The sequence below is a fragment of the Rahnella inusitata genome, from assembly GCF_018288855.1.
GTDB classification, from domain to species: Bacteria; Pseudomonadota; Gammaproteobacteria; order Enterobacterales; family Enterobacteriaceae; genus Rahnella; species Rahnella inusitata.
On the sequence record NZ_CP065024.1, the window covers coordinates 3,061,393 to 3,078,614 of the forward strand.

Sequence of the window (17,222 nt, forward strand, 5' to 3'; positions counted from 1 at the left end):
TTTATTCTTTCGCATCAAGCTGAAGACTCTTGCGCACCACCTTATCCAGGAATGATGCAGGCGCGAATCTGAGAAGAAAATTCAATTTTCCTGCCAGCTTTCCCGCCGTATAGCGCACCTTTGGACGTGAAGTCTGCGCCGCTTTAACTACCACGTCAGCCACCACCTCCGGGCTTTCCGCTTCGGCCATTGCCTTGCTCACCACCTTCGTCAGCTTAGCCCGGATCTGGTCATACTCTTCAAGCCTGGCATCCGGCTCTATATTATTGTTTTCGAACTGTGTTTTCATGTAAGCAGGTTCGATGACAGACACTCTGATGCCCTGCGTGCGCAGTTCATGATCCAGTGCTCCCGTATACCCTTCGACCGCATGCTTACTGGCTGCATAAAGTGCCACATACGGCAACGGAACGATCCCGAGAATCGAACCGATATTGATGATGCGCCCACTGCCCTGACGGCGCATGTGAGGGATCACTGCCCGCGACAACCTGACGATGCCCAGAAAGTTGGTGTCGAAAATATGCCTGGCCTGCTCGATAGAACTTTCTTCCGCCGCCGCCGGAGCGACTCCGAAGCCTGCATTGTTCACCAGAATATCGATCCGCCCCTCCAGGCGCAGCAACTCATCAATGGCGGCCTCGACAGAAGCGTCGTCCGTCACATCAAGCGTCAACAAAGAAAACGGATGCGTTCCCGCCTGAGCGCCACGCCTGCTGGTGCCATATACCCTATATCCCGCCGCTAAAAGTTTACGGGCGGACGCTTCGCCGATACCTGAGGAAGCGCCTGTAACCAGTGCTACACGTTTTTTTGTCATTGCTGAACAAGGCCTTCATGATGTGTTTTAAGTTTCTCATCAAAGATGAGACGACACCCTGTAAGGGATTTATGTCGGATTTACCACTCTGCATAACAGCCAAAAGACCGTTCTGCAGAGTGCGACTTATTGACTAAATTGCTTTATATCGCTCTGCGGCTTCATCTTGTTTGATGTCGGAAAGCAGAGCCTGACGCGAAGCATCGAGGGTGTCCCAGCGGGCTGCATTATGTAAAGGCGGGATAGTAACGAGTTCACGGCGATCAAAACCCATCAGCGCGGCATCTACTAACTCGCCCACTTCCATGAATTTTGCCGAGTTACTGATATCGATGCCCGCACGATCCCAGATTTCCGTGTAAGTGCCGGCAGGAAGCACCGCCTGGATATAAATGCCCTTAGATGACAGCTCTACATTCATTCCCTGAGACAGGAAAAGGACAAAGGCTTTGGTTGCGCCGTAAACCGTCATGGCAAATTCCGGGGCGAGTCCGACGATGGAACTGATGTTGACGATCGATCCCTCACCCGCCTGCACAAAGCGTAGTGCCACGGCACTGGCAAGTCTGGTCAGGGCGGTGACGTTGAGCGCGATAAGACTTTCTATCGATTCAGGTGACTGCTCTGTAAAACTGCCCGACTGCGCAATACCCGCATTATTGATAAGAATGCCAATCTGTGCGTCTTCACGCAGGCGAGCTTCGACTGCGGCTAAATCACTCGCTTGTGTGAGGTCAGCAGGCAGAACATCGACAGAAATGCCATTTTCCTGTCGCAGACGATCAGCAAGTGCTTCTAACCTTGCTTTGTCGCGTGCAACCAGAACCAGATCGTGGCCACGACGGGCGAACCGTTCAGCGTAAACAGCACCAATACCCGTGGATGCGCCTGTAATGAGAACTGAAGCTTTAGTCATAAGTTGATCTTCTTTATTAATGTGTAAACAGAATTCGCAATGTGCGATGCAGGCAGAACCGTGACACCTGCTGCTTTACTTGCTGGCCTCAGTCAGCGACGGGTAATCGGTATATCCCGCTGCGCCACCGCCATAAAGCGTTTCAGGATTGAGTGAGACCAGAGGCGCGCCCGTCTTCAGCCTTTCGACCAGATCCGGGTTGGCGATGAACGGGCGACCGAACGCGAACAGATCGGCTTTGCCTTCTTCAAGCTGAGCGGTCGCCAGCGGCAGGTCATAGCCGTTGTTACCGATGTAGGTGTTTTTAAAGCGCCGGCGCAGGGAGTCGTAATCGAACGGTGATATATCACGCGGACCGCCCGTCGCGCCTTCAACCACATGGAGGTACACGATACCTAATGCGCTAAGTTGGTCAGCGACGTAATCATATTGCGGCTGCGGATCACTGCACGAAATCGCATTAGCAGGCGACACCGGTGAAATGCGTACGCCGGTGCGGTCAGCACCAATCTCCTCTTTAACGGCCGCCGTGACTTCTAACAGCAGGCGCGCCCGATTCTCGACAGAGCCGCCGTACTCATCGGTACGCTGATTGGCACCGTCTTTAAGGAACTGTTCCAGCAGATAACCATTCGCGCCGTGGATCTCTACGCCATCAAACCCGGCGGCAATGGCGTTGGCAGAGGCCTTTCTGAAATCGTCGCTAATCCCCGGTATTTCCTGCAACTCCAGCGCACGTGGCTCAGAGACGTCAGCAAATCCGTTGTTCACAAAGGTCTTTGTCTCGGCACGGATGGCGGACGGAGCAACCGGCGCAGCGCCACCAGGTTGTAAATCGACATGCGAAATTCGTCCTACGTGCCACAGCTGTACAAATATGCGCCCACCTTTGGCATGCACCGCGTCAGTCACTTTGCGCCAGCCATCGATCTGAGCCTGCGTATAGATCCCTGGCGTATCCTGATAGCCCTGCGCCTGTTCTGAGATCTGCGTGGCTTCGGTAATCAGTAATCCTGCGGTGGCGCGCTGGGCATAATAGGTCGCCGCCAGTTCGCCGGGAACCAGACCTGCTCCGGCACGGTTACGCGTCAGCGGTGCCATCACGATATGGTTGGCAAGGGTTATTGTCCCAAGATCATAGGGTTGAAATAGTTGTCGGTTCGTCATGTTTATTCCCTCTGCTTAATGGTGGTTGAAGTCATTAACTTAATGATGATGATCATAATCATTAAAGTCAATTTTTTTGATTATGACCATCATCAATGTATACTTGCCCCTATATTTTTAGAGGATTGAAAAACATGAAAGTGTCGAAAGAGCAGGTTCGGGAAAACCGAATCCGCATTGTTGAAACGGCCTCAGAACTTTTTCGTGAGCGCGGTTACGATGGTGTGGGCGTCGCGGAACTGATGTCAGCGGCAGGTTTAACCCACGGCGGGTTCTACAAGCACTTTGGCTCTAAGGCTGATCTAATGGCGGAGGCAATGAGCTGCGGTTTTACGCGATCCGCAGAAGGTACGGCAGGTGTGAACCGGGAAAAATTCATTCAATACTACCTCTCCCGACAACATCGCGATGATATGGGAAAAGGTTGTGTGATGTCGGCACTGGGCGCGGATACAGCCCGTCAGTCTGAGTCAATCAAGGCGACATTTGCGGCCGGGATTGAACGTCAGCTGGCCGTTTTAGGAAATGAAAATAATGGGGAAGGCGGAACGCGTGCTGGACTCATCGACACCATTGCACATCTTGTTGGTGCCCTAGTGCTGTCCCGTGCCTGCCCTGATGATTCCGCTCTGGCAGATGAGATTCTGGATGTGTGCCGCACACGTCTTCTCAGTCAGGATGCACGTAAGGATTAAATTTGCCGGGCAACAGGGAATCTTTTCTGAGCAGTGCATATTAATAAAGTATCCACGTCCGCTCTTGGCACAGAGCGGCTATTAAATCACGTTCGATCTTATGCCAAGGTTCCTCGGGTGAACGATGATATTCTTGCTGGATATACTCAAGTAAAATGCGAAAGGGAAGTCAAATCTGATGGAATTATGCACACAGAAAATGCATCTTTCAGGATGCTGGGAAAAATTACCGAACAAGCAGATCCAGCCAATCTGGGTCCTCAATTTTACGGGAATAGGGCAGTATCGCACGATTAATCAGCTCAAAGAATTCTGACTCCTCCATCCTTGCTGCTTCGCTTGTGCCTGGTCCCTCCCATTCATCAAAGAGATGCCAGTATAGCGATTTCAGGGTATCGACGACCGCAGCGAAAATCTTTACGTCAGGTTCAAGCCAATGACACACCAGAAAATACATTTTCTGTTCTGCATCATGGATGGACGCACACTGGGAAAGTTGACGCACAAACAGCTTAATCCAGACCAATGCTGCTGTTTTTAGCGGTGGCAGATCTATCCGCTGCTCTGCCATGTACCGTGAGATAAATAATTCAACCTCGGTCCGCTCAGGTTGGTTATCAAGCCCCAGTGAAGCGAGAATTAAAAGAGTCTCTGAATCATTTCCATCGGTGATTTGGTCTTCAGCCCATGCAATGAACAGGCGGTCCAGATCATTGTGGAGAAAGTGATATTTCCGGGAAAAAACAAGCAACCCGAGTAGGTCATTGAGTGTGTATAGAGACGGCATCTGATAATCCCTTACCTGTATTTTTTTCATGAACTCTGACAGTGATAATTTCTGAGTACATCATGAACTGAACGGTGAGTCTGTGTAACCGAATGAAACTCCAATTAACCTTCATTTTATCTTACCTATTGATATAAATTCTATAAAGTGTAGTGGAATACCGATTTTGGCCACATAAGCAGAATCGTGAAATGTCCGCGCCTGGCACAAAGCAGACATGCGAATCTGAATGCTCCCAAGGAACATCATATCTGGCAAGAAGGTCTGACATCAGACAGACCTTCTTGCCAAAGCAGTTTTAACTTTTTTATCAAGCATTACGCCGAAAATTAAGCTGCTCCTTCAACCAGCACAAAAGTCCCGGTCGCAGCCCCTGCACGTATGGCTCTGGCTGCCTGATATTGAGGACTCTCATAAAAACGTTTGGCCTCAGCAAAAGAAGCAAACTCGAAGACAACATGCCTTTCGTGGGATTCTCCCTCAAGGTTTTCATACTGCCCGGACCAGGCAATAACCTTTGGACTGAACGCCTGCATTGCTTCTCCGGCAGCCTTCGCATATTCGGCGTAAGCAACAGCGTTCGATACAGTGACATGTGCGATTAAATAACCTTTATTCATTTTTTATCTCTTTTGTCAGACGTGGTTTATCCCAGCGCATGCACTTCAGCAGGCGAACATGCAGGCCGCGGGATGTGGGTTTTACAACGTTTTAATCTTATTCAGTTTTGGGGACCGGAAGATGCCTGGTGGCGAGCGGCGTCCTGATGCTCAATCATCCATCCGGGATAATAAGGCGGCAAAGCGCTTACCTCATCCAGTCGAACCAGTTCCTCTGTTGTCAGAGTGATATCGGGTGCGCCGAGGTTGTCGTCGAGCTGCCCGATACGCTTTACGCCGATAATGACGCTGGTGACATAGGGTCTGGCCAATAGCCACGCAAGCGCTATCTGACTGACTGATACGCCGTGTTCCTGTGCAATGGCGCGCATTTCGGCAACGCATTGCCCTGCGTGATCGCGATCGACGGGTGGGAAATCGAATTTACTGCGGCGGCTGTCGCCTTCGGCTGATGAACCGGGTTCGTATTTTCCTGAAAGTAATCCGCCAGCAAGTGGCGACCAGACAAGGAGACCCATTTTTTCCTCGCGGATCAGGGGCACTAATTCCCGTTCCACATCACGCCCGGCTATAGAGTAATAAGCCTGAAGTGTCTCAAAACGTGTTGTATGACGTGCCTCACTCAGGCCAAGTGCTTTACCGAGCTTACCTGCGGCCCAGTTCGACACACCTACATAACGAACCAGCCCCTGCCGAGTGAGATCGTCAAGCGCACGCAGCGTTTCCTCAACGGGCGTGACAGGATCGCTCGCATGAATCTGGTACAAATCAATGTGATCGACCTGGAGTCTTTCCAGGCTTTTCTGCACCGAATCCATAATATGCCCGCGAGAGGCTCCCTGTGCGTTAGGCCCAGGCCCCATCACCCCACCCGTTTTTGTGGCAAGAACAATGTCGTTGCGTGCAATACCGAGTTCTCTCAGTGCGATGCCTGTAATACGTTCAGACTGGCCGAAGGAATAAATGTCGGCGGTATCGACAAAGTTAATCCCAGCGGTGAGCGCTCGCGCAATAATCTGATTTGCTTCGTCCTGTTCTACTGCGCCTATGGAGGACCACATGCCAGCATCCTTGTTGCCGCCCAACGTCATTGTGCCGAGACACAATTCTGAAACAAACAAGCCTGTACGCCCAAGTTGCTTATATTTCATTTCCGATAGACGACGACAGATTTAAGCATTGAAAGGGGTTGAGTCATGATAATTGCCTTCAGTAAGTGTTTGCGCTGGATAACGCGGTGTGAAGACAGTCTATTAAGTATTACAGTAGGCATAAATAACCTAAAAACTAACGCACTGTTATCTTAAAGAGGAACAATGAAAAATCTTGAGGCACTGATCATTTTTGCGCGCGTGGCGGAAATGAAGAGCTTTACCCAGGCAGCTGAAAGCCTTGGTATTCAGAAAGGACGTGCTTCAATCGTGGTGCGCGAGCTCGAACACGACGTAGGCGCTACGCTTTTGCACCGCACCACCCGGACCGTGCAGTTGACCGAAGATGGCCGCATTTTTTATTCACGTGCACGAGACCTGCTGGCGGAAGCAGACGAACTGCAGTCAATGTTTTTATCTGGCGGCATGCCTCTGCGAGGGCGTTTACGTGTTGATATGCCAGCAATTCTGGCAGAAAGCGTCATTATTCCCGCACTACCACAACTACTGGATGCTCACCCGGAATTCGAACTTGAGCTTTCAAGTACTGACCGCCGTGTGGATCTGGTTCTGGAAGGATTTGATTGCGTAATTCGTCTGGGACCCATTGTTGATGAGACCCTGATTGCCCGACCGCTGGGAAAATTACGGATGATCAATGCGGCGAGTCCAGGCTATCTGAAACGCTTCGGTGTGCCGCAGACGATTGATGATCTTCTTAATCAGGGACACAAGATGGTTCATTACATGCGCAATTTTGGCGCGAAACCTGACGGATGGGAATATCCGTCCGGTAATGGCTACAGTTCACTGATGTTACCCGGCACGATGACGGTCAACAGCGTGCCCGCTTACCATGAAGCAGGACTGGCGGGTTTGGGGTTAATTCAGGGAGGGTATTCCGCGCTCGTACCCCATATAAAATCTGGCGCGTTGGTTGAAGTCCTTCCCACTCTGCGGCCCGAGCCGCTGAATGCATCTTTCGTCGTTGCGCACCGGCGCAATCTGTCGCAACGAGTCAGGGCTTTTATGAATTGGACTGAAGAAGTGTTGAAACCTTATTTTGACTAATGTCTGAGTGAATGAGGCAAACGGAGGAAGTGAAAGCCTGCTTCAGCCCATGCCTTCGTTCTTTCTGCCAAAGAGAAGCGGCAAGGTTTATCACATTCCGCATAATATTTATCCAGACGTCAGAGCATTAAACCTTTAAAGGTCATGGTGATGAAAGAATAATAGGCATATAAAAAAAACCCGCTCAAGTCTCCTCGGGCGGGCTTTGACGTTGCACTATCAACGTTTAAGGCTGAGCAATAATTATCAGAGATCGAACCTGTCCAGATTCATCACCCTGGTCCAGGCTGCAACGAAGTCTTTCACGAACTTCTCTTTGGCGTCGCCGCTGGCGTAGACCTCTGCGCTGGCGCGCAGAACGGCGTTGGAACCAAAGACCAGATCGGCACGCGTGGCGGTGAATTTTACATCGCCGCTGACGCGGTCGCGCCCTTCAAACCGTTCGCCAGACTCGTCGGTAGCTTTCCATTCGGTGCGCATATCCAGCAGATTCACGAAGAAGTCAGTATTCAGTTCACCCACTTTATCTGTGAAAACGCCCTGCTGGCCGCCGTCGAAGTTTGCTCCGAGCGAGCGCAAACCTCCCACCAACACCGTTAACTCCGGCACGGTAAGCGTCAGCTGTTGTGCTTTGTCGATCAGAAGATTTTCAGTCGACGTGCTGCCGGTATCGCCACGGTAATTGCGGAATCCATCCGCGCGCGGTTTCAGCAGTTCGAACGATTCGATATCGGTCTGATCCTGACGTGCATCCACGCGCCCTGCCGTGAACGGTACTTCAATTTCAACGTTAACGGCTTTCGCCGCCTTTTCAACACCGACTACGCCAGCCAGCACAATCACATCCGCCAGCGAGGCTTTCGCGAATGACTGCTGAATGGCTTCCAGCGTCGGTAGCACACGGGCAGCGACGGCGTTAACCTCCCAGCCTCTTTGTGGTTGCAGCGCCAGACGCGCACCGTTGGCACCTCCGCGTTTATCACCACCGCGGAACGTGGACGCCGACGCCCATGCTACCGACGTCAGCTCACTGACCGAGAGACCGGACGCGGCAATTTTTTCTTTCAGCTGAGCGATATCGGCAACCGTCGGGTGATACACCGGGACCGGCAACGGATCCTGCCAGATCAAGTCTTCTTTTGGCACTTCCGGTCCGATGTAACGTGCTTTCGGCCCCATATCCCTGTGCGTCAGTTTGTACCAGGCGCGGGCGAAGGCTTCGTTAAAGGCCTGCGGATCGCTGTGGAAACGACGGGAAATTCTTTCAAATTCAGGATCGAAACGCAGAGTCAGGTCGGTGACCAGCATAGTTGGTTTGCGTTTTTTATTCGGATCAAAAGGATCAGGAATGATGTCCGGTGCGTTGGTGGCTTCGAACTGAATCGCACCTGCCGGGCTGCGCGTCTGAACCCAATCATATTTGAACAGGTTCTCGAAGAAATAATTGCTCCACTGCGTTGGCGTCTGCGACCAGATCACTTCCAGACCGGAAGTAATGGAATCAGCGCCGACGCCGGTGCCGTGGCTGCTTGCCCAGCCCAGACCTTGAGATTCAATCGGAGCCGTTTCCGGATCAACGCCAACATGACTGGCATCGCCTGCGCCGTGGGTTTTGCCCAGCGTATGTCCGCCCGCGATGAGCGCGACAATCTCTTCATCGTTCATGCCCATATTGCCAAAGGTGGCACGGATTGCAGGCGCGGCGGAAGCCGGATCGCCACTGTGATTCGGGCCTTCCGGGTTGACGTAAATCAGCCCCATCTCCGTTGCACCGAGCGGTGATTTTGCCAGTTCTTCAGGGTGACGATGTTCAAGCCATTCGGTTTCGTCGCCCCAGTTGATGTCCAGATCCGGCTCCCACACGTCTTCGCGACCGGCGCCAAAGCCAAAAGTACGGAAGCCGGAATTTTCCAGCGCGACGTTACCCGCGAGGATATAGAGATCGGCCCACGAAATTTTCTGACCGTATTTTTGCTTTACCGGCCATAACAGACGACGTGCTTTATCGAGGCTGACGTTGTCCGGCCAGGAGTTAAGAGGCGCGAAACGCTGCTGACCACGCCCCGAGCCACCGCGACCGTCGACCGAACGGTAGGTACCGGCGCTGTGCCATGCCATGCGGATGAAAAGACCGATGTAGCTGCCCCAGTCGGCGGGCCACCAGGGTTGGGATTCGGTCAGCAGACCTTTGAGGTCAGCTTTGAGTGCGGAGTAATCTAATTTAGCGAATTCTTTACGATAATCGAAGGTGTCGCCCAACGGGTTTGAGCGGGATGAGTGCTGGTTTAGCAGGTCGACTCTGAGCTGATTAGGCCACCAGTCGCGGTTACTGGTACCGCCACCGGAGGCTTTATTCGAGTTTCCTGTATGGAAAGGACATTTGCTGACATCGGCTTCTCTGTCTGCTTCTACAATCGGCTTGGCGTCTTTCGCTTCTTCATCAATAGAACTGCTCATGCTCACACTCCTTTTTTATAGTCTCATTGCTACTCTATACGCGGATCAACGACAGTCACATCTGAATCACCCTATGTATTTGATAGTCCTTCCCTTCGGATTTTTACATGCTTTTTGCGCGTTTTATCATCAGAAAAAATTTCCTGACTGATTATAGAATAACCACTTCGTCTCAGCGGATTTTCTGTCAGCGTCGCAAAATAAGAAAAGCCCGCTTACGTTGCCATAAGCGGGCTTCAGGTTCTGATGTCATCAGCGCATTAATCGCGCCAGCCCATGGCCGGTGCCACGTGTTTGAGAATCGATTCAATGACGTGCACGTTGTAATCAACACCCAGCTGGTTGGGCACAGTCAGCAGCAGAGTGTCCGCCTCGGCAATGGCTTCATCCTGTTGGAGTTGTTTGATCAACGTCTGCGGATCAGCGGCATAACTGCGTCCAAAAATGGCGCGTGTTTTCTCATCAATGAAACCGACCTTATCGCTGTCGTGACTGCTGGCGCCAAAATATGCGCGGTCACGGTCGTCCATCAGCGCAAAAATGCTGCGGCTGACAGAAACTCGTGGCGTACGCTGATGGCCCGCTTCTGCCCACGCAGCCCGGTAAGCACGGATTTGCTGCGCCTGCTGGATATGGAACGGCTCGCCGGTCTCATCATCTTTGAGCGTAGAGCTTTGCAGATTCATGCCGAGTTTAGCGGCCCAGACTGCGGTGGCGTTCGAACTGGCGCCCCACCAGATGCGCTCACGCAAACCTTCTGAATACGGCTCAGGGCGCAGAAGTCCCGGCGGATTTGGGAACATGGGCTGAGGGTTTGGTTTAGCAAATCCTTCCCCACGCAGTACATCCAGCAGCACTTCGGTATGACGCCGCGCCATATCGGCCTCGGTTTCCCCTTCTGCTGGCTGGTATCCAAAATACCGCCAGCCATCAATTACCTGTTCCGGCGACCCGCGGCTGATCCCAAGCTGTAAGCGACCACCGGAAATCAGATCCGCCGCGCTGGCATTTTCAGCCATATACAGCGGATTTTCATAACGCATGTCGATAACACCCGTACCAATCTCAATACTACGCGTCTTCGCCCCAATGGCCGCGAGCAACGCAAACGGAGAGCTCAGCTGGCGGGCAAAGTGATGCACTCGGAAATATGCGCCGTCGGCACCGAGTTCTTCTGCCGCCACAGCAAGATCAATGGATTGCAGCAGGGCATCTGATGCCGAGCGCGTGCCTGACTGGGGAGACGGCGTCCAGTGACCAAATGATAAGAAACCAATTTTTTTCATAGCGAAATTATCCTCAAACCTCGTGTGACCATGAGCGGATTAACCAGACAGCTTGTGCAGAAAATCGCGCATTTATGAGATCACTGTACGTCGGGCGGGGATGAGAATAAATATCAATTGTTTAACATAAGGATTCAGTTTATTTGATGAACTGTCTCTCTTTCGGCTTCTGAATCTTGTCAGGCTTAGTCTTTGCTTACTGCCACCTAATACACTTCGACCCTGTTTTTACCCCCGGTCTTGGCTTTATAAAGTGCGCTATCGGCGTTAGCGACGGCAATATTGACCGGTGAGCCGGAAGCATGTTCGGCAATGCCAACGGATACGGTGACGCAAACACTTTCCTGAGAATCAGTTTCACTAACGTGTTCCTGAATAATGACCCGCATTTTCTCGGCCACCGGCAGCGCATTATCCAGACTGGAATTTAAGATAATAATAAACTCTTCTCCGCCGTATCTACCCACGAAATCATGGCTACGGATATTCTTCTTAATGAGCTTTGCCACTGTGCTGATTATCGTGTCACCGAAAGGATGGCCGAAATTATCATTAATCGATTTGAAATTATCGATATCCAGCATAAATACACAAAATTGCGTATTCTCAGACTGTTCGACCTTTTTTAAATAGAGATCAATACTCCGACGATTACTGACGCCGGTAAGAGGATCCGTTTCGGAGGCCTTCTTGAAATAGTGTTGGCTGGTTGAAAGGTCGAGCAGCTTACCAAAGGCGAAATACAGCATCATCAGAAAGACTAAGCTCAGGGAGGTTTTGGCAATCGCCAGCTGCCAGTAGCCGCTTTCACTGAGCGCTGAAACGTGGGAAAACAAATTTACGCTTTGTGCAATGGAGTAAGAAATGATCACATACGCCATACCTCTGCGCTTTGTGAGATGAAACCCGACCAGACACAAAAAATAGACCACGGAAAACACATCGTAATAACTGGTATCACCGAAGATAAAGAGAGTGCTGGTAATAATACCAAAAATTAAAACCGGATAACCAAAGAAAATAAAACCGAAGGTAATGGGTGAGATGATCACGCTGAAAAGGGCGACGTGATTGGCGATGCCATCCCTGAAAATATAGGCACTGGCCAGCCCGACCAGCACGCCAAGGCCACATTTTACCAGCAGGCTGTTTTTCTCGGTAAACTTCACAAATAAAAAAGGAACAGAAATGCACGTATAGGTGATACACATGCCAACAAGCGTATTTATCAGCGTTTCTTCCAGGAAAAACATCATCACGATTTCCGATATTGTGCGAGCTTTATTACTGAAATATTAGCATTTATCGAAAAGTAAACAAAGTGCCGGGAGGAAAACATTAATTACAATTGGCCTGTTTTATTGCACGGGAATACGACGCATTTAAATTAACCCCGAAAATATTACGCTATGCATGTGATATCAGCGGCAAATCAATAATATATTACAGCGCAGTTATTCAGACTATTTCACTTATCGCCCTATAATATATCCCTGTTGCGACGTCTGCCGGGAAACTCTGTTTTCAGCGTTCACCGGGCAGACTTCATTTTATCAACGGGCTTTTGGAAAAGCGTGGTTACGCCACCGCCGCCGCCTTCGCATCCAGCGCTTTATGAATAGCCGCTTCCAGTTCATTAATTTCGAACTTGGCAACGTAACCATCAGCACCAACTTTACGCACGTGATCTTCGTTGGCACTGCCTGAAAGCGAGGAGTGAATGATCACCGGAATATTCTTCAGGAACTCGTCGCGCTTAATATTGAGCGTCAGGGTAAAGCCGTCCATTTCCGGCATTTCCAGATCGGTAAGCACGAAGGAAATTTTATCGGAAATTGGCCGCCCTTCAGCTTTGCACTCTTCCGCCATTTTGCGAATTTTATTCCAGGCTTCCAGACCGGTGACGTGCATCTGCGCCGGGATTTCCATCATCGCCAGCCCTTTCTCCAGCATCTGACGCGCCACTTTCGAATCTTCCGCCACAATCGCCACGGCGCCCGGTTTCAGTGTGAACGCCCGGGTCTTTTGCTTATCGATAGCCACATTGCCGGTAGAAGGCACGATGTCGTAGAGGATCTGTTCGACGTCCAGCACCAGTGCCAGACGGTTGCTGGATTTATCGTTGTCCAGACGCGCGATACTGGTGATATTACGGCTCTTGACGCCGGATTCAGCCGCCAGCACCTGGCTCCACTCGAGACGCACAATGTCATCCACCGATTCCACCGCAAACGCCTGCGTACTGCGCGCGTATTCGGTGACCAGCAAAATGTTCAGCCCGGTTTTCGGCACACAGCCGACGACCGCCGGAAGATCAATCACCGGGATAATTTCGCCGCGGATATTCGCCATGCCCAACATAGGAGATGCCATCCCCGCCGCTTTGGTGAGCGCAGGCATGGGTACGATTTCACGCAGTTTAAAGACGTTGATGCCAAACAGCTCGGACTGGTCTTCGTCAGGCGCAGAGCCCAGACGGAACAGCAATAACTCAAACCGGTTAGATGACGTGAGATTGGTTCTCTCATCGATGTCTTTCTGAAAATTGTCCATACTTTCCCCATGCGTTTAATTATTTGTTGTGCGACAGCAAAGCGATATGAGCCATTCGGAAAATAAGGGATCAGATTCTCTTTTATCTCGTTCTGTATTTATCGGTCAGTCGCGGGGAATTCTTTAGTGCAGAAGGAAAATTGAACGAAGGAGAAATCCCGGCACCGCAGGGGTGCCGGGAAAAGCAGCTTAACCGGTGATTTTCACCAGCGTTCTGCCCTGAATTTTGTTGTTGAGAAAATCAGCCGCTACCGCAGGCGTTTGCTCAAGGGTGATTTCGGTTGCAGCCTGCTGGTAGAAGCTTTCCGGCAGGGTGTTCATCAGGCGTTCCCACACCGCCGCACGGCGCTCAGCGGGCACAGAAACGGAATCCACCCCCTGCAAACGCACGTTGCGCAGGATGAACGGCATGACGGTCGTCGGGAGGTTAAAACCGCCCGCCAGACCGCAGGCGGCGACACACCCGCCGTAATTAGTTTGTGCCAGCAACTTCGCCAGCACGTTATCGCCGACGGTATCTACCGCACCAGCCCACAGCTGTTTTTCCAGCGGACGCGTTTCGGCAAAATCGTCACGCGAAAGAATTTCGCTGGCACCGAGTTTACGCAGATAATCATGAGTAGATTCACGCCCGGTCACCGCCGCCACGTTATAACCAAGGGTATGCAGCAGCGCGACCGCAGTGCTGCCCACGCCGCCGCTGGCACCGGTCACGACGACGGTGCCACTGTCCGGCGTCACGCCCGCTTCTTCGAGCGCCATCACGCACAACATCGCGGTGAAACCGGCCGTACCGATGATCATCGCATTACGCGCCGCCATGCCTTCCGGCAACGGCACCAGCCAGTCACCTTTCACGCACGCCTGCTCAGCCAGACCGCCCCAGTGAGTTTCGCCGACGCCCCATCCGGTGAGGATCACCGATTGCCCGACGGAGAAGCGCGGATCATTGCTGCGGCTCACGTGGCCGACAAAATCAATGCCCGGCACCATCGGGAACTGGCGGATGATTTTGCCTTTACCGGTGATCGCCAGTGCATCTTTATAGTTCAGACCCGACCAGCTGATATCGACTAACACATCGCCTTGCGCCATATCAGGCAGTGCAATCTCTTTCACCTCAGCCAGCGTGGCTTTGTCTTGCTGTTCCAGAACCAGAGCTTTCATGTGTTTTCCTTAAGCGTTCTAAGATTTCAAAGGGTTTTGCGAAACCTACGCCCAATCTTTTCACGAGGCAAGCCCGGACGTTCTTCCCTGCGAAGCAAAAAGCCCGCTCGGTGTCCCGGAGCGGGCTGTTGAAAACCAGTATGTTGTAACTATTTCTCGTTCACGGCTTCCCGCTGCCTTTCCTGCACGCTGTAGCGGTTGCTTTTAAACGGAATATCCAGCCGTTCGCGCAGGGTTTGTGCCTCTGAAGGATGCCAGTAACCTCGCGCCTCCAGCACCGGCAGCACCAGACGCGTAATATCGTCGAGCGCTTCGACCAGCACCGGCCCGCTGATAATAAAGCCGCTCGCGCCGCCCTCTTCCACCCAGCGGATTAACCGGTCGGCGACCTGCTCCGGCGTGCCGAAGAACTCACCGCGTGGCAGCGTGGCCTGATACGCCACATCGCGCAGCGTGAGATTTTCTTCTCTGGCCTGCTTTTTGATGCTGTCGGTGGTTGAACGGAAAGTGTTCTGGCCTAAATCGCCCAGCTCGGGGAACGGACCATCCGGCGGATACTGGCTGAAATCGTGATGATCGAAGAAGCGGCCGAGATACGCCAGTGCGTCATCGAGTGACAGCAGCGAGAGCAAATGCTGATATTTGGCTTCGGCTTCCGCTTCGGTTTTGCCGACAATCGGGCTGATACCGGGGAAAATTCCCACCGGATGACGCCCGTTTTTCGCTACCTGCGCCTGCAATTTGGCCGAGTACTCTTTGGCTTCTTCCAGCGTGCGGGCGTTGGTGAAGACTGCATCGGCAGATTTTCCCGCCAGTGCGATCCCCGCATCCGACGCGCCAGCCTGGAAAATCACCGGCTGGCCCTGCGGCGAGCGCTGAATATTCAGTGGTCCTTCCACCGAGAAGAACTGCCCCTGATGATTAAGTTTATGCAGCTTGGCCGCATCGAAGAACACGCCGCTTTCACGATCGCGCACAAAAGCGTCGTCTTCCCATGAATCCCACAACCCCTGCACCACGCTGATATATTCCTCAGCAATCTGGTAGCGCAGCGCATGTTCAGGATGATCTTTACCGAAGTTTTTCGCCGAACCGGCCAGCGGCGACGTCACCACGTTCCAGCCCGCGCGCCCCTGACTGATGTTATCGACCGTCGCCAGCTGACGCGCGACAGTAAACGGATCGCTGTAGGACGTCGAAATCGTCCCGGCCAGCCCGATGCTGTGCGTCGCCGATGCCAGCGCCGAAAGCAAGGCAATCGGTTCGAAACGGTTGAGGAAATGCGGCAGCGATTTTTCGTTGATGTGCAGGCCGTCAGCGACAAACAGGAAATCAAAACCGGCGGCTTCTGCGCGCAGCGCTAAATCACGGAAATAGGGAAAATTAACGCTCGCATCGGCTGGCGCTTTTTCATGCCGCCATGAATTCATGTGGCCGCCTGCACCGTGCAACATCAGGCCCAGTTTGATACTTTTCGAATGGCTCATGAGATCTCCTTACAGCTGGCCAGCCAGCAATTCAATGGACTTCAGACGCACGGCGGCCTCTGTCAGTGGGGTGTGAAGGACAAATTCGTTGACGCACAGACGGCGCTGAATGTCGCGCAGCTGCTCGTGAATGTCGCCGGGCGTACCGTGCAGCACGCTGAGCTGTTGTTGGTCGATGGTGAACTGCCTGGCACCCGCCTGCCGCACAAAGGCTTCCGCCTGTTCGCGGGTGCCGACCGTAACGTGTTTATCGCCAATCGTGACGCGGAAATTATGCTGTTCGGCCACCCGCTCTGCGGCTTCTTCACGGGTTTGAGCGGCGAGCACCGCCAGGCTGACCAGTGCCTGACCTTTACCAGCGGAATATTCGTGGAATGCCAGCACCGATTCAGTCATCACTTCCGCTGAAGTATTGATGAAACCGGCGAACACAAAATTCCAGCCGAGCGAGGCTGCCAGACGGGCGCTTTCTTTGCTGGCGCCGAGCAGAAAACGCTGGGGCGCAACCGGCGGATGCGGCAACGCGCGTGCTTCAACACCGGCCAGATGGTCGTCGAGATGTGTAAGATAATGGGTCAGCTGTTGTAACTGCGCGGGAAAACCGGGCGCATTCTCGGCTGAATGATGTCCGCGCAGCGCTTTGGTGGAAAGCGGTAAACCGCCCGGCGCTTTACCGATGCCGATATCGACGCGATCCGGCGCCAGCGCTGAAAGCAAATGGAAATTCTCCGCGACTTTGTACGGGCTGTAATGTTGCAGCATCACACCACCGGAGCCGATACGCAGTCGGGATGTCTGCGCCAGCAGCCAGGCAATCAGGACTTCCGGCGAACTGCCCGCCAGCTTTTCGGTGTCATGATGTTCGGACACCCACAAACGGTGATACCCCAGTCTCTCTGCTGTCTGCGCAAATGTCAGCGTCGCCGCCAATGCCTGTGCGGCGCTCTGCCCGTCATTTATCGGGCTTTGATCTAATAAGCTCAGTCGGTAATTCACGTCGGGCATTCCTTTTATCTGCTTAAGTCTGGTAACAATCATTCATCAT

15 protein-coding genes are annotated in these 17,222 nt (G+C 52.5%); 2 read left to right on the top strand and 13 right to left on the bottom strand.

Going from position 1 to position 17,222, the window contains the following annotated elements:
• Position 1: 1 nt before the first annotated feature.
• The 3 genes from I2123_RS14305 to I2123_RS14315 all read right to left on the bottom strand — a co-directional run bounded on the left by I2123_RS14305 (position 2) and on the right by I2123_RS14315 (position 2,903).
• On the bottom strand, positions 2-820 hold the full coding sequence (locus I2123_RS14305; protein WP_213050812.1) for an oxidoreductase: 819 nt from the start codon (positions 818-820) through the stop codon (positions 2-4).
• A 133-nt stretch (positions 821-953) separates the two neighbouring features.
• Positions 954-1,736, bottom strand: coding sequence for an SDR family NAD(P)-dependent oxidoreductase (locus I2123_RS14310; protein ID WP_213050813.1), 783 nt, complete (start codon positions 1,734-1,736; stop codon positions 954-956).
• A gap of 75 nt (positions 1,737-1,811) precedes the next feature.
• Complete coding sequence (locus I2123_RS14315; RefSeq protein ID WP_213050814.1) at positions 1,812-2,903, bottom strand: alkene reductase; 1,092 nt, start codon at positions 2,901-2,903, stop codon at positions 1,812-1,814.
• A gap of 134 nt (positions 2,904-3,037) precedes the next feature.
• On the opposite strand from I2123_RS14315, the gene I2123_RS14320 reads away from it, so the two are divergent.
• A complete protein-coding gene (locus tag I2123_RS14320; RefSeq protein ID WP_213050815.1) occupies positions 3,038-3,598 on the top strand; it encodes a TetR/AcrR family transcriptional regulator in 561 nt (186 codons plus the stop codon).
• Positions 3,599-3,824: 226 nt separating this feature from the next.
• Here I2123_RS14320 and I2123_RS14325 read toward each other — a convergent pair whose 3' ends face one another.
• The 3 genes from I2123_RS14325 to I2123_RS14335 form a co-directional block, all read right to left on the bottom strand.
• Positions 3,825-4,385, bottom strand: a complete 561-nt coding sequence (locus tag I2123_RS14325) for a hypothetical protein (RefSeq protein WP_213050816.1) — start codon at positions 4,383-4,385, stop codon at positions 3,825-3,827.
• Positions 4,386-4,714: 329 nt separating this feature from the next.
• Positions 4,715-5,005: a DUF1330 domain-containing protein gene (locus I2123_RS14330; RefSeq protein WP_112165754.1), complete on the bottom strand. Its 291-nt coding sequence runs from the start codon at positions 5,003-5,005 to the stop codon at positions 4,715-4,717.
• 101 nt (positions 5,006-5,106) lie between these two features.
• Positions 5,107-6,156: an aldo/keto reductase gene (locus I2123_RS14335; protein ID WP_213050817.1), complete on the bottom strand. Its 1,050-nt coding sequence runs from the start codon at positions 6,154-6,156 to the stop codon at positions 5,107-5,109.
• Between the two features lie 165 nt (positions 6,157-6,321).
• Here I2123_RS14335 and I2123_RS14340 point away from each other — a divergent pair, with 165 nt between their 5' ends.
• A complete protein-coding gene (locus I2123_RS14340; RefSeq protein ID WP_213050818.1) occupies positions 6,322-7,227 on the top strand; it encodes a LysR family transcriptional regulator in 906 nt (301 codons plus the stop codon).
• A gap of 246 nt (positions 7,228-7,473) precedes the next feature.
• On the opposite strand, the gene katG is transcribed toward I2123_RS14340, so the two are convergent.
• The 7 genes from katG to I2123_RS14375 form a co-directional block, all read right to left on the bottom strand.
• Positions 7,474-9,684 carry a catalase/peroxidase HPI gene (gene katG, locus I2123_RS14345; protein WP_112165748.1) on the bottom strand — a complete coding sequence of 737 codons (2,211 nt, stop codon included), beginning with the start codon at positions 9,682-9,684 and terminating at the stop codon, positions 7,474-7,476.
• A gap of 260 nt (positions 9,685-9,944) precedes the next feature.
• Complete coding sequence (locus tag I2123_RS14350) at positions 9,945-10,970, bottom strand: LLM class flavin-dependent oxidoreductase (RefSeq protein ID WP_112165746.1); 1,026 nt, start codon at positions 10,968-10,970, stop codon at positions 9,945-9,947.
• Positions 10,971-11,176: 206 nt separating this feature from the next.
• Positions 11,177-12,091: a GGDEF domain-containing protein gene (locus I2123_RS14355; RefSeq protein ID WP_168990324.1), complete on the bottom strand. Its 915-nt coding sequence runs from the start codon at positions 12,089-12,091 to the stop codon at positions 11,177-11,179.
• 457 nt (positions 12,092-12,548) lie between these two features.
• A complete protein-coding gene (locus tag I2123_RS14360; RefSeq protein WP_112165742.1) occupies positions 12,549-13,523 on the bottom strand; it encodes a chemotaxis protein in 975 nt (324 codons plus the stop codon).
• Between the two features lie 189 nt (positions 13,524-13,712).
• Entirely contained in the window at positions 13,713-14,690 is a 978-nt protein-coding gene (gene acuI, locus I2123_RS14365) for an acrylyl-CoA reductase (NADPH) (protein WP_112165740.1), read from the bottom strand.
• 149 nt (positions 14,691-14,839) lie between these two features.
• Complete coding sequence (locus tag I2123_RS14370) at positions 14,840-16,177, bottom strand: LLM class flavin-dependent oxidoreductase (protein WP_112165738.1); 1,338 nt, start codon at positions 16,175-16,177, stop codon at positions 14,840-14,842.
• 9 nt (positions 16,178-16,186) lie between these two features.
• Positions 16,187-17,173, bottom strand: coding sequence for an MsnO8 family LLM class oxidoreductase (locus I2123_RS14375; RefSeq protein ID WP_112165736.1), 987 nt, complete (start codon positions 17,171-17,173; stop codon positions 16,187-16,189).
• Between the last annotated feature and the right edge of the window lie 49 nt (positions 17,174-17,222).

Bases quoted from the DNA above. Each gene is read 5' to 3' on its own strand.
- I2123_RS14305 (WP_213050812.1), bottom strand. From the start codon at position 820: ATGACAAAAAAACGTGTAGCACTGGTTACAGGCGCTTCCTCAGGTATC.
- I2123_RS14310 (WP_213050813.1), bottom strand. From the start codon at position 1,736: ATGACTAAAGCTTCAGTTCTCATTACAGGCGCATCCACGGGTATTGGT.
- I2123_RS14315 (WP_213050814.1), bottom strand. From the start codon at position 2,903: ATGACGAACCGACAACTATTTCAACCCTATGATCTTGGGACAATAACC.
- I2123_RS14320 (WP_213050815.1), top strand. From the start codon at position 3,038: ATGAAAGTGTCGAAAGAGCAGGTTCGGGAAAACCGAATCCGCATTGTT.
- I2123_RS14325 (WP_213050816.1), bottom strand. From the start codon at position 4,385: ATGCCGTCTCTATACACACTCAATGACCTACTCGGGTTGCTTGTTTTT.
- I2123_RS14330 (WP_112165754.1), bottom strand. From the start codon at position 5,005: ATGAATAAAGGTTATTTAATCGCACATGTCACTGTATCGAACGCTGTT.
- I2123_RS14335 (WP_213050817.1), bottom strand. From the start codon at position 6,156: ATGAAATATAAGCAACTTGGGCGTACAGGCTTGTTTGTTTCAGAATTG.
- I2123_RS14340 (WP_213050818.1), top strand. From the start codon at position 6,322: ATGAAAAATCTTGAGGCACTGATCATTTTTGCGCGCGTGGCGGAAATG.
- katG (WP_112165748.1), bottom strand. From the start codon at position 9,684: ATGAGCAGTTCTATTGATGAAGAAGCGAAAGACGCCAAGCCGATTGTA.
- I2123_RS14350 (WP_112165746.1), bottom strand. From the start codon at position 10,970: ATGAAAAAAATTGGTTTCTTATCATTTGGTCACTGGACGCCGTCTCCC.
- I2123_RS14360 (WP_112165742.1), bottom strand. From the start codon at position 13,523: ATGGACAATTTTCAGAAAGACATCGATGAGAGAACCAATCTCACGTCA.
- acuI (WP_112165740.1), bottom strand. From the start codon at position 14,690: ATGAAAGCTCTGGTTCTGGAACAGCAAGACAAAGCCACGCTGGCTGAG.
- I2123_RS14370 (WP_112165738.1), bottom strand. From the start codon at position 16,177: ATGAGCCATTCGAAAAGTATCAAACTGGGCCTGATGTTGCACGGTGCA.